We start from the raw sequence: 12251 nt of genomic DNA on the forward strand, positions 1-12251 counted from the left end.
CGTACCGTGGCTGTATCAAGCCTTTGGAATGGAATGATGGCCATGAAACCCGTTGTGCTGAAGAAATGGATGCCTGCCGCCGCGGTGCCGGCGATAATCGCCGCGTACGCGCTGGCTTCCCCGCTGACCGCCGCGGCGCAGGACCTGCCGGACAAGAGCCCGGAACAGGTGATCGCCATGATGGCCTCCTCCGAGGGCGCCGCGTTCTCCGGACACCTGCGCAAGACCGCCAACCTGGGGCTGCCGCAGTTGCCCGGGCAGGACGGGCACAGCCAGCCGGGCGCCCCGCCCTCGGACGCCCCGACCGACGCTCCACCCGAGGGCGGGTACGCCCACCTGGCGGAGAAGCTGGCCCTGCTCTCCGGCACGCATGAGGCGCGGGTCTTTTCCGGCGGCCCCGACAGGATGCGGGTGCAGGTGATGGACGGGACCGATGAGGAGAACTACATCCTCAACGGCACCAGCTACTGGCGCTACAGCTCCGCGGAGAATACCGCCGTCCACACCACCCTGCCGCAGCCGCCGTCCGAGGCGAAGCAGGAGGCAAAGCGGCACTGGTACGGCGAATCCGCCGGGGAGCCTCCCACACCGGAGCAGATCGCCGGGAAGCTGGTGGATGAAGCCGAACCCAGCACTAACTTCACCGTGGAGGAAGGGGAAACCGTCGCGGGCCGTGCCGTGTACACCCTTCGGCTGACCCCCAAGCCGGAGGAGCAGACCCTGGTGGCGGATGTGGCCATTGGAGTCGACGCGGAAACGGGAGTGCCCCTGGCCGTCACTGTCGGGGCCGTGGACCAGGCGGACCCGGCGCTTGACCTCGAATACACCTCCTTCACGCCCCAGGCACCGGACGCCGCCCTGTTCGACTTCGAACCGCCGGCCGGCGCCACGGTGGAGGAACGGCCCGCACCCGGGACCGGCCCGGAGGACGGGGACCGGAAACACGGCTGCGGCGCGGGCGAAGGGGCGAACGGGGAACCCTCGGACGGCACCGCCGGCCAGGGCGTCGTGATGGACGGAGAGGGCTGGGACACGGTCGTTCGGGTTCCCTCCGAATGCGTCCCCGCCGAACTGAAGGACCCCGCGCTGCTTGGCCAACTCGCCACGGAGGTCGACGGCGGCCGGCTGCTGCATACCTCGCTGGTCAATGTGCTGGTGGCCGACGACGGACGGGTCTTTGCCGGATCGGTCCCGACGGAGCGGCTGCAGGCCGTGGCCGGACAGGAGTGAGTGCGGCGTCCCCGGAGGGGGATCTGGCGATCCACACGCACCGGCTGACCAAGGCGTTCGGGCAACGGAAGGTGGTCCACGGCCTCGACCTGGCCGTCCCCTACGGCTCCGTGTTCGGTTTCCTTGGCCCCAACGGCTCCGGCAAGACCACCACCATCAGGATGCTGCTGGGGCTGGCCGCACCCACCAGCGGCTCCATCACCGTGCTCGGCCGTCCCATGCCGTCCGCCGCACTGGAGGTGCTGCCCGGGGTGGGCGCGCTGGTCGAGGGGCCTGCCTTCTACCCTTTCCTGTCCGGACGGGCCAACCTCATGCGGCTCGACGCCGCCAACCGCCGCGCCGACCCGGCCACCCGGGCCCGGCGTGTGGACCGCGCCCTGGACACCGTGGGGCTGGGCCGGGCCGCCCGGCTGGCCGTCCACGCCTATTCCCTCGGCATGAAACAGCGCCTCGGAATCGCCAACGCGCTGGCCGTCCGGCACCAGCTGCTGGTCCTTGACGAGCCCACGAACGGCCTGGACCCGCAGGGAACCCGCGAGGTGCGCAGCCTGATCGCGTCACTGGCCGGGCAGGGAACCACCGTGTTCGTCTCCAGCCACCTGCTCGGCGAGATCGAACAGATGTGCACGCACGCCGCGGTGATGAGCGCCGGGAATCGGGTGGCGCAGGGGACCCTGGCGGAGCTGCGGTCCGGCGGCGCCGGACGGGTCAGGGTCAACACGCCGGACGGGCCCGCGGCACGCGCGGTGCTCGCCGGGCTCGGCCTGGCTCCGGAGGACGGTGCCGGTGCGGGCACCCTCGCCGAAGGCGGGGATGACGCCGTCGTCCGGGCTCCGCTTGCGGCCGGGGCCCCGGAACCCGAACGGATCGTCGCGGCCCTGGTGGACGCCGGGGTGCGGGTGCGCGGATTTGCGGTGGAGAGGCCCAGCCTCGAGGAACGGTTTGTGGAGCTGACGGGGGAGGGGTTCGATGTTGCCCAATAGCGGCGCGCCCCACCGGGCCGGGTCCCGGGGCGGCCTGCTCGCCTCGGAACTGGCGCTGGTTTTCCGCCGGCGCCGCACGTGGGCCATGCTGCTGGCGCTTGGCGCAGTCCCGGTGCTGATCGCGCTCGCCGTCCGGCTCACATCCGGGCCGCCGGCCGGACGCGGGCCGGCATTCCTGGACCGGGTCGCCGGCAACGGGCTGTTCGTCGCGCTCGTGGGGATGCTGGTGAGCATTCCCCTGTTCCTGCCGCTGACGGTCGCCGTCGTCGCCGGGGACACCATCGCGGGGGAGGCCGGCAACGGCACGCTGCGCTACCTGCTGCTGGCACCGGCCTCGCGGGCGCGGCTGCTCCTGATCAAGTACGCGGCGGCGGCGGCCTTTTGCGTGGCGGCGACCGCCATGGTGGCGCTGTGCGGCGTGGGCATCGGGCTGCTGCTCTTCCCGGCCGGTCCGGTCGCGCTGCTTTCGGGGGACACGATCCCGCTGGGCGAATCGTTCCTCCGGCTGGGCCTGGTGACCGCCTACGCCGCAGTATCCCTGCTGGGTCTCGCGGCGGTGGGGCTGTTCGTCTCCACCCTGACCGATGTCCCGGTGGGGGCGATGGCGGCCACGGCGGTGCTCTCCGTCGCCGCCCAGATCATGGGCCAGCTGCCGCAGCTGGACTGGTTGCACCCCTGGCTGTTCACCGAGCATTGGATGGGGTTCGCCGACCTGCTGCGCCAGCCGGTCCTGTGGGATTCGTTCGGGGAGAACGCGGCGCTGCAGGCCGGTTACGTCCTGCTCTTCGGCGGGTTGGCCTGGGCCAGGTTCGCCACCAAGGACATCCTGTCCTGAAGCCGTTCCCGGCCCGGGACCGGACGCCGCTGCGCCGTAGGATCGGAACCGTGAGCCACACCGACATCACTGTTGCCCTGCGCTGGTCCGACCAGGACGCCAACGGCCACCTGAACAACGCCCGCATCGTCACGCTGATGGAGGAGGCACGCGTCCGCTGGACCCGGGCCCAGCCCGAGCTGGCCGGATTCCGTGGCGGCATCGTGGTCGCCTCGCTCAGCGTCGACTACCTCGCCCAAGCCGACTACCGGCCGGAGATGGTGGTTGCCGTGGGCATCGAGCGGATCGGCACCAAGTCCTTCACCGTCCGGCACGTGGGCTACCAGGGGGATACGGCCGTGTTCGACGGCCGGGCGGTGATCGTTCCCATGGCGGAGGACGGCCGGTCTTCCCGCGCGCTCACCGACGCCGAACGCGGCCGGCTGGAGGCCAGCCGCTTCATCCAGGCCCCCGGGACCTGACGGGAAAGGTTCCCGGCGCCCCGGGCGGGAAGCGTGCCTGCGCGTGCGGGCCGTGAGGCCGCGGGCGGGTGCACCGCGCGCTTATGGATCTGCCGGCGGGCGCCCGGAGGCCGGGGCCTGCCCCAGCGGCACCAGCACCACGTCCCGCAACCCGCCGTCCCCGATGGTCCCGGTCATGTACGTGCAGGCCGGCTGGCGGCGGCGGTCGGTGGGCGAGCCGGGATTGAGCAGGCGCAAGCCGTTTGGCGCTGCGGTGTCCCACGGAATGTGGCTGTGCCCGAACACCAGCACGTCGGCGTCGGGGAACCGCGCCGCGCACCGCTTTTCGCGGCCCTGCGCGGAACCGGTCTCATGGACCATTGCGAAGCGGACGCCGCCGATCTCCACCCGGGCCACCTCAGGCAGCCTCGCCCGCAGGTCCGGTCCGTCATTGTTGCCCCAGACGCCCACCAGCCGCCGCGACCGCCGCTCCAGTTCGTCCAGCAGCGCGGCGTCCACCCAGTCGCCGGCGTGGAACACCACGTCCGCCGCCTCGATGGCCTCCCACAGCTCCGGACGCAGGGCCCGGGCACGCTTGGGCACGTGGGTATCGGCAAGGAACAGCAGGCGCACGCTCATGCGGGAATCCTGCCATACTGCGCTTTCTCCACCGTGCCTTTCCCCGTATCTTGGCCACCATGCCCGCGGGCACCTGCCCTGAGGCTGCCCTCCCGCGGTCCCTACCGGAGGATGGCGCGCAGCCCCTGGACCACCTGTTCCGGCGTTCCGGATCCGTCCACCACGTGCCATCCCTCGGCTGCGGCCAGCTTCAGGTACGCGGTGCGGGCGGCCCGCAGGTATGCCAGCGACTCGTGGTCCTCCCCGCGCGCGTGGATCCGCGCGTAGGCCTCCTCCGCGGGCACGTCCAGCAGCACGACGTCGTCCGGGGCAGGCAGCAATCCCTCCAGCCAGGCCAGGGACCACCCCTGCGGCAACCCGCGGACCTCCCGCAGCGCCAGCTGGCAGGCCAGGTGGCGGTCCATGACCACCAGTCCGCCGGGCTTTCCGCCGGCGCGGGTCTTCCGGCCGAACAGGGCCCCCCGGAGGTGGGCCACCAGCACGTTCACGCTGCGCACCACGGTCTCGAAACGGTCAGCCAAGAGCGCCGGCACGGCCACGCCCAGCCGGTCGGCCACCCGCGTCAGCCAGCGCCGCCCGGCCGGGTTGCGGACCAGGACCGCCGGCCGCCCCGCCATCCGCTCGGCAGCGACCAGGGCCAGTGCGGCCGTCGTCTTCCCGGCGCCGTCGATCCCGAGCACGACGAGGGTGCGCGCTTTCCGCGCCCCGGGGGCGGGGTCCTGGGTGCGGTGCAGCGGGGCGGCCGGGTCGGGGTCGTCAGGCATGGGTCCCTTCAGGAGATCGGTGGCCCTGCGGCATGTAGCCGCGCGGGTTCAACTACAGAGTCCAACGTACGGGACCTTCAAATCGATGCCGCACAGAAATCAATGCCGCACACTGCTCCGGGCCTGCCGGCGGCGGGTGCCGGGCGGCGACTACAGGTGTCCTGAAGATTTTCCAAAGGTGGCCGGATGATCCTGTAGCCAGGCATTGCGTCCGGATGGCTGTACGGGCGGCAGATGCCGGGCAACTTCTGAGCAGGAAGTTCTGAGCAAGAAGTTTTGAGCAAGGAGGCAGTGTTGTCTGAATATCCTGGTTCCGCCTCTCCCTTGCCCGGCTTCCAGGCAAGGGAACCGGTGCTCCTTGCCCTGGTTGCGACCCACCGGAACACGGGCCTGGAAATCCTGGCCCGGCTCCGGGCGGGGCCCACGCACCTTGCATCATCAGTGGATGCCGCGGCCCGTGCGGCGATCCGCGGAACCGTGGTGCTGGCCACCTGCAACCGCTTCGAAATCTACTGCGAGGTCGCCTCCGCCCAGGACACCGATGCTGTGTTTTCCGCGCTGGCAGCCCACATCCGGGAGCATTCGGGGCCGTTGCCGTCGGATGTCCTGCCATCGTTTGTCCGCCATACCGGACCAGCGGTGGCCGAGCACCTTTTTGCCGTGGCGGCCGGGCTCGATTCCGCTGTTGCGGGGGAGCGGGAGATCGCCGGCCAGGTCAGGCGGGCCCTCATCCAGGCCCAGGCGGCAGGAACCGCCTGCGGCACCCTGGTCCGCCTGTTCCAGGCGGCCTCCCGTACCGCCAAGGACATCTGCGCCCGGACCGACCTGGGGGGTGCCGGCCGCTCCATCATCGCCGTAGCCATTGAACGGGCCATCAGCGGTTCCCGGCATGCCGACCTGTCTGCTGCGTCCGCCGTAGTGATGGGCACGGGAGCCTATGCCGGCTGCACCATAGCCGCGCTCAAAGCGCGGCGGTGTTCAAATATCTCCGTCTACTCCCGCTCAGGCCGTGCAGAGGAGTTCGCGGCCGCCCGCGGCGCCAGGGCATTGACCCGCGCTGACCTGCCGGCGGCAATCGGCGGGGCCGACGTCGTTGTCGGCTGCAGCGGAGCCGGTCCGCGCATCGACGCTGCCGCCCTGGAAGAATTCAGGGCGGGAGCACCGCGCCGCCTGGCCATCATCGACCTGGCCCTGGACCACGACTTCGATCCCGACGTGCGGACCCTGCCGGAAGTCGAGCTGATCACCCTCGATTCCGTAAGGCTCGCGGCGCCCCGCGAAGAGGCGGAGCAGTTTATGCTCGCCAGCGACATGGTCCGGCAAGCCGCCCGCTGCTTTGAGGAGCAGCAGAAGCTGCGTGCCGTCGATGCGGCCGTGGTGGCCCTGCGCGGCTATATTCAGCAGGTCCTCGCCCTGGAAATGTCGCGCGTGAGGGACCGGCATGGGTGCACGGCCACCGCCGAGGAAGTGCAGTTTGCCCTCCGGCGCATGGTTCGGCAGCTGCTTCACGTGCCCAGTGTCCGGGCCAGGGAACTGGCCGCGGCAGGACGGCAGGATCAGTACATAGAGGCTTTGGAGGTCCTTTTCGGCCTCAGCCTGCAACCTGTTGCGGACGAAAGCTCCGACCCCCACCTGCCGGGCTTTCCGGAAACATCGGCCCAGACCGGCTGACGGGAGCGGCCCGGGTTGCCGGCCCGGCAGCCGCTCAGATGACCACTTCTCCGGTCGCCGTCGAATCCTCCCGCAGCATCCAGGCCATGCGCTTGTGGGTCCGCACGCCGACGTCGGATTCGACCACCTGGACCCCGCTCGCGGCGGACTGCAGGCCTGCTTCGATCTCGACGATGTCCGACGGCGTGCGCAGCCACAGGAAGAACGTCAGGTTCGAGTCGCCCGTGGTCGAGGCGCACAGGCGCAGGGTCCGGTACGTGCGCAGGTACTGCACGGCCGCCTCCAGCTGCGCCGGGGGAACCCGCACGTACCACTGGCACGCCACCGGATAGCCCGAGTGTTCCTGCGCCAGTTCGCAGCGCAGCCCCACCAGCCCGGTCTCGATGGCCTCGCGCAGGTGCCGGGCCGCCGTGGTGGGGTGGGTGCCGGCCGCCTCCGCAATCTCCGCCGCGGAGGCCCGCCCGTCGCGGGCGAGCACGGCCAGCATGCGGTCCAGGCGGGGCGGGGTGGCCCCGGGGGGCCGCGTGATGCCCGTGCGCAACGCCGTGACGCGGCGCTGCTGCTCGGGCGAGAGGACGTCCAGCCGCCAGTTGCCGCCGATCGCGTACAGTCGCGTGGCGACCGTGACCTGCGTGCGCAGGATCGCCGCGTCGGACCGCACCCGGGGCACCACCTCGCGCGTCAGCTGTTGCCAGCTGGTGGAGACCACGGTCAGGCGCAGGTCCCACGCGCGGGCCGATTCCTCCACGGTGGCGATGCCGGGGTCCGCGCACAGCCGCTCCAGCACCTCGGCCCGCTGGCCGGGACGGCATTCGACGCCGATGAACGCGGTGTGCCCCTGGGCGCCCGTGGTCCCCAAGTGCGCGGTCACCCAAGCGATACCGTCGCCGCGGAGCCGCTCCCACCGGGCGGCGAGCGTGGTGGGGTGACGGCCCAGTGCGGCCCCCAGTTGCGTCCAGCTGGCGCGCGGTGCAATTTGCAGGGCATGGAGCAGTTCCAAGTCGTGGAGGGGCAGCTCCATGCAGGATCCTTCGCTTTTTCACAGGCTAAGTGCAGTTTTCCAAGGATATGCCCTCCGGGTGATCCACGTCACGGCACTCTCTTGGTAAGACTCCGCAACTGAAAGGACAGCACGTGGCCCTGCCTGCTTCCTCCGCCGACCTGACCGTTTCCCTCCTGGACGATGCGCGCGCCCTTGCAGGCGACATCGCAGACCTGCGCCACCGGCTGCACCGGGAGCCGGAGATCGGGCTGGAGCTGCCGCGCACGCAGGAGAAGGTCCTCGCCGCGCTGGACGGCCTCGGCTACGAGGTTTCCACCGGCGTGGACACCACCTCCGTCACCGCCGTCCTGCGCGGGACCGGCGCGGACGCCGGGGGCGGCGGGGACGCCGGGGAGCGGCCCGTGGTCCTGCTCCGCGGCGACATGGACGCCCTGCCCGTCCAGGAGAAGACCGGCGTCCACTATGCGTCCCGGACCGAGGGGGCGATGCACGCGTGCGGACATGACCTGCACACGTCCATGCTTGTCGGTGCCGCAAACCTGCTCGCTGCCCGCCGCGACCAGCTTGCCGGCGACGTCGTGCTGATGTTCCAGCCTGGCGAGGAAGGCTTCGACGGGGCCGGCGTCATGCTCCGCGAGGGCGTCCTGGACGCGGCCGGGCGCCGGCCCGCCGCGGCCTATGGGCTGCACGTCATGAGTTCCATGGCCGCCGGCGGGACGGTCATGTCCCGCCCCGGAGCGGTGATGAGCTCCTCCGACGGCCTGTTCGTCACCGTCCACGGCGCCGGCGGTCACGGTTCCGCCCCGTTCGCGGCCAAGGACCCGGTGACGGTCGCGGCGGAAATGGTCATGGCCCTGCAGTCCATGGTCACCCGCCAGTTCGATGTCTTCGACCCGGTGGTCGTCACCGTTGGCATGCTCCAGGCCGGGACCAAGCGCAACGTCATCCCCGAAACCGCCCGCCTGGAGGCGACCATCCGATCGTTCTCCCCGGAGGCCAAGGCCCGGCTCAAGGCCTCCGTGCCGCGGCTGCTGGAATCCATAGCCGCCGCCCACGGGCTCGCCGCCACGGTGGACTATTGCGAGGAGTACCCGCTGACCGTCAATGACGGGGCGGAGTCCGCCTTTGCCCGCCGCGCCGTCGACGAGCTCCTGGGAGCCGGGCGCTACCGCGAGCTGGCGAACCCGCTGGCCGGCTCGGAGGACTTTTCCCGGGTCCTGGCGGAAGTGCCCGGGGCCTTCCTGTTCCTCTCCGCCGTCCCGGACGGGACCGACCACGCTGAGGCCGCCTACAACCACTCCCCGTATGCGCTGTTCGACGACGCTGTGCTGCCTGAGGGTACGGCCCTCTACGCGCGGCTGGCGCTCGAGCGCCTCGCCGCCACCCGCCCCTAGGGGCACCTGCTTTGCCTGCCCGCGACTCCGACCCCCCGACACACCCAGGAGACCCCCATGGCCACCACCCTCAACTCCGCACCGTCCGGGCTCCCTGCCGGAGCGGCGCCCGGCACCCCGCGGCGCAACGGCGTCCTCAAGACGCTCCTCGGCACCGGGGCCGGCAACGCCGTCGAATGGTACGACTGGGCCGTCTACGCGACCTTCGCCTCGTTCATCTCCACGCAGCTGTTCAGCAAGCAGGACCCTTCCAGCGCGTTCCTTGCGACGCTGGCGATCTTCGCCGTCGGCTTTGTCGCGAGGCCGTTTGGCGGATTCGTGTTCGGGTGGATTGGGGACCGGGTGGGGCGCAAGGCGTCCATGACCCTGTGCGTGGGACTGGCTTCGCTCGGGTCATTGGCGATTGGCCTCACGCCGTCGTACGAATCTATTGGCGCCGGCGCGTCCCTGATGCTGCTCATTGCCCGCCTGATCCAGGGCCTGGCCCACGGTGGTGAGCTGCCCAGTGCCCAGACCTACCTCTCGGAGATGGCCCCGGCCTCCCGACGCGGGTACTGGGCGTCGCTGATCTACGTTTCCGGCACCGCCGGAATCCTGTTCGGCACCCTGCTGGGCGCGGTGCTCTCCACCCTGCTGGCCAAGAGCCAGATGGCGGAATTCGGCTGGCGCATCCCGTTCCTGCTGGGCGCGGTGCTGGGCCTGGTGGCACTGCTCATGCGCTCCCGCATGGACGAGTCCGAGGTCTTCGAGGCCAGGAAGGCGGCGGAGCAGGCTCCGGCCGCGGCGCACGACGGCGTCGTGGCGGGCCATGCTGCTCCGGCCCGCGGCGGTCTGTTCGCCGACCTGGCCCGGCACTGGCGCCAGGCCCTGCAGGTGATCGGCCTCACTGTGGGCATGACGGTGGTCTACTACGTCTGGGGCGTCTCCACCCCGGCCTACGCCATCAACATCCTGGGCATCGACGCGGCGGGGGCGCTGTGGGCCGGGGTCTGCGCGAACCTTGTGTTCATCGTCGCGCTGCCGCTGTGGGGCCGGCTCTCGGACCGGATCGGCCGCAAGCCCGTGCTGCTCATCAGTGCCCTCGGTGCCGCCGCCGTCTTCTTCCCTGCCACTTGGTTCGTCCGCGACTCCGCCTGGCAGCTGGGCGCGGCGATGGCCGCCATGCTGGTCTTCATCGCCGGATCCGCCTCGATCGTTCCGGCCGTGTACGCCGAGCTGTTCCCGACCTCCGTGCGCACGATCGGGGTGGCCGTGCCCTACGCGATCTGCGTGGCGGCCTTCGGCGGGAGCGCCGCCTACCTGCAGGCCGGCTTCGGCCTGTGGTTTGGGGCCGCCGGAACCACCGTCTTCGGGGTATATACGGTGCTCCTGCTGCTGGTGACTGCCGCAACCGTGCTGGGGCTGCGCGAATCCCGCGGACTGGACCTCGGCGGCAAGTAGCCCCGGGCCCGCTTGCCTCCGGCGTCAGCGCCGGGCCCGCTTTCCGGCCACGGAGTGCCTGGGGCTCCGTGGGGAACGCGGGGCCCCCAGCACCAGCTCGGCCACCGTCTCCAGCCGCGGCTGCCAATGCCGCCCCTCGTCCACGACGCCGGTGTGCCACTTGACCAGCAGCCCATCGGGCACCTCCTCCAGCACGGCCAGGTTGTTGTCGAACCAAGGCCCCTTGACCTTGTGCCACGCGAAGGGCGGGTCGGGGACCTTCGCCGAGTGGGCCAGCCGGGCGCCCACCGCCGCGGCCGGCCCGTAGGACATGAGCGCGGAGAAGAACCGCAGCCAGCGCGGCAGGGGGTTGCGCACCGGCGAGCACACCGCCTGCAGGATGCGGCTGGGCGCACCTTCGGTGCTGCCGGCCCCCTCCCCGCTGGCGCCGGCCGCCTGGCCGCCTCCTGCCGCGTCCTCCCGCTCCACTTCCGCCACGTAGGAGTAGTGCACGTCCCCGGACAGGAAGGTGACGGTCTCCGGGGCCGGCCCGCGCTGGCCGCTGGCCAGCTCCACCACCATGGACGCGACCCGCTGGAAGCTGCGCTCGAACGCCGCCCAGTGCTCCAGGTCGAACGTCTGGCGCAGCCACTCGCCGGCCACCGCCGGTCCGCGGCCCCAGCGTCCGTTGCAGAGCGCCTCGTTCCACGCCTCCAGGTTGTGCAGCCCGGTTGGCAGCAGGAAGGGCAGCGAGCTGCCGATCAGCAGATGCCGCACCCCGCCGCGCAGCTGCCCGTCCAGCCACTGCATTGCCGCGGCGTCCAGCAGGCCCCGCTGCTCTGGTTCCAGCTGGCGCGAGGCCCGGGTGTCCAGCATCACCAGGCGCACGTCCCCGATGTCGTACCGGTAGCTCCAGTGGTAGCTGGCCGGTTCCTTGTCCGCGTGGTCGGCAAACGCGTCCAACTCCCCGGTCAGGTCCAGTTCCCCGGGCCCGTCGTGCGCGGCGACCATCTGCCACAAAGGGTCCTCGGCCCGCGCGGCGGGGGAGAGGTTGCCCAAATGCTGGTACACCCAGTACGTGCCCAGCCCGGCCACCACCCGGTCCTGCCACCAGCCGGTCGCTTCCATCTTGCGCTTCCAGGACAGGGAAGCGTTCCAGTCATCGCGGAGGTCGTGATCGTCGAAGAGCATGGCAGTGGGCAGGGTGGAGAGCAGCCACCGGTTCGCCGGGTCGGACCAGGCCAACCGGTACAGGTGCGCGTACTCCTCGTAGTCCTTCAGTTCCTTCCCGGGGGGCTCGCGCAGGCTGCGGCGGGAGGCAATGAAGTCCCGCATCTGGCTGCTGGTGGAATCCGCATACACCTGGTCGCCCAGGAACAGGGCCAGGTCCGGCCGCGGAGCCCGCGGGTCCGCGGCCAGGTGCAGCGCGAACGCGCGCAGCGAGTCCACCCCGTGGGTGCGGTTCCCCCCGGGATCGTGCGGGACGCTGGTGCGGCAGGACCCGAATGCCAGCCGCAGCGGCCGGCCGGGATCCAGCGTGGCGATGGACGATGGCGGGAACCCGCTCCCGTTGGGCCACACGCGCTCGCCGTTGACATCCACCGTGTAGGCGCGCACGCTGCCCGGCGCCAGCCCGTCAATCCCTACGAGCGCGTAGTGGTGGCCGTGCGCGGCGAACGTGCGTGCGGACCATTCGTCCTGGCCGGAGCGCACGATGACCTCGGCCGCATCCCGGGTCTCCACCCAGATGGTGGCGCTGGTTGCGTCCACATGGCGCAGCATCGGGCCGAGGATGAGGGCCGGATCCGTGGTGCGGGAGGGGGATGAGGGGATGGTCGAGGTGCTGGGGCGCGGGGCCATGGGAACCTCCTGC

At 71.2% G+C, this 12251-nt stretch carries 11 protein-coding genes; 7 read left to right on the forward strand and 4 right to left on the reverse strand.

The window, feature by feature from the left end; all coding sequences use genetic code 11:
- Positions 1 to 42 precede the first annotated feature (42 nt).
- The 4 genes from NCCP_RS15095 to NCCP_RS06215 are packed head-to-tail and all read left to right on the forward strand — an operon-like array spanning position 43 to position 3509.
- Positions 43 to 1230, forward strand: coding sequence for a LolA family protein (locus tag NCCP_RS15095; protein WP_216364669.1), 1188 nt, complete (start codon positions 43 to 45; stop codon positions 1228 to 1230).
- Positions 1227 to 2213, forward strand: a complete 987-nt coding sequence (locus NCCP_RS06205) for an ABC transporter ATP-binding protein (RefSeq protein WP_216364670.1) — start codon at positions 1227 to 1229, stop codon at positions 2211 to 2213. The genes NCCP_RS15095 and NCCP_RS06205 overlap by 4 nt, the downstream gene beginning before the upstream one ends.
- Positions 2200 to 3048 carry an ABC transporter permease gene (locus tag NCCP_RS06210; protein ID WP_149956383.1) on the forward strand — a complete coding sequence of 283 codons (849 nt, stop codon included), beginning with the start codon at positions 2200 to 2202 and terminating at the stop codon, positions 3046 to 3048. Before NCCP_RS06205 ends, NCCP_RS06210 begins: the two co-directional genes overlap by 14 nt.
- A 50-nt stretch (positions 3049 to 3098) precedes the next feature.
- Positions 3099 to 3509: an acyl-CoA thioesterase gene (locus NCCP_RS06215; protein ID WP_225873711.1), complete on the forward strand. Its 411-nt coding sequence runs from the start codon at positions 3099 to 3101 to the stop codon at positions 3507 to 3509.
- Positions 3510 to 3590: 81 nt separating this feature from the next.
- Here the strand turns inward: NCCP_RS06215 and NCCP_RS06220 are convergent, their stop codons facing one another.
- Positions 3591 to 4127: a metallophosphoesterase family protein gene (locus NCCP_RS06220; RefSeq protein WP_216364671.1), complete on the reverse strand. Its 537-nt coding sequence runs from the start codon at positions 4125 to 4127 to the stop codon at positions 3591 to 3593.
- A 101-nt stretch (positions 4128 to 4228) separates the two neighbouring features.
- On the reverse strand, positions 4229 to 4891 hold the full coding sequence (locus tag NCCP_RS06225) for a dTMP kinase (RefSeq protein ID WP_149956384.1): 663 nt from the start codon (positions 4889 to 4891) through the stop codon (positions 4229 to 4231).
- Positions 4892 to 5185: 294 nt separating this feature from the next.
- On the opposite strand from NCCP_RS06225, the gene NCCP_RS06230 reads away from it, so the two are divergent.
- Positions 5186 to 6562, forward strand: a complete 1377-nt coding sequence (locus tag NCCP_RS06230; RefSeq protein ID WP_225873712.1) for a glutamyl-tRNA reductase — start codon at positions 5186 to 5188, stop codon at positions 6560 to 6562.
- Between the two features lie 34 nt (positions 6563 to 6596).
- Here the strand turns inward: NCCP_RS06230 and NCCP_RS06235 are convergent, their stop codons facing one another.
- Positions 6597 to 7583 carry an Lrp/AsnC family transcriptional regulator gene (locus NCCP_RS06235; RefSeq protein ID WP_149956385.1) on the reverse strand — a complete coding sequence of 329 codons (987 nt, stop codon included), beginning with the start codon at positions 7581 to 7583 and terminating at the stop codon, positions 6597 to 6599.
- 119 nt (positions 7584 to 7702) lie between these two features.
- Between NCCP_RS06235 and NCCP_RS06240 the strand changes: the two genes are divergently transcribed.
- Positions 7703 to 8959, forward strand: coding sequence for a M20 metallopeptidase family protein (locus NCCP_RS06240; protein WP_149956499.1), 1257 nt, complete (start codon positions 7703 to 7705; stop codon positions 8957 to 8959).
- Between the two features lie 57 nt (positions 8960 to 9016).
- Complete coding sequence (locus NCCP_RS06245) at positions 9017 to 10399, forward strand: MFS transporter (protein ID WP_149956386.1); 1383 nt, start codon at positions 9017 to 9019, stop codon at positions 10397 to 10399.
- A 24-nt stretch (positions 10400 to 10423) separates the two neighbouring features.
- Here NCCP_RS06245 and NCCP_RS06250 read toward each other — a convergent pair whose 3' ends face one another.
- Complete coding sequence (locus NCCP_RS06250; protein WP_225873713.1) at positions 10424 to 12238, reverse strand: alkaline phosphatase D family protein; 1815 nt, start codon at positions 12236 to 12238, stop codon at positions 10424 to 10426.
- Between the last annotated feature and the right edge of the window lie 13 nt (positions 12239 to 12251).

The organism is Zafaria cholistanensis (assembly GCF_008580665.1).
GTDB lineage: Bacteria > Actinomycetota > Actinomycetes > Actinomycetales > Micrococcaceae > Zafaria > Zafaria cholistanensis.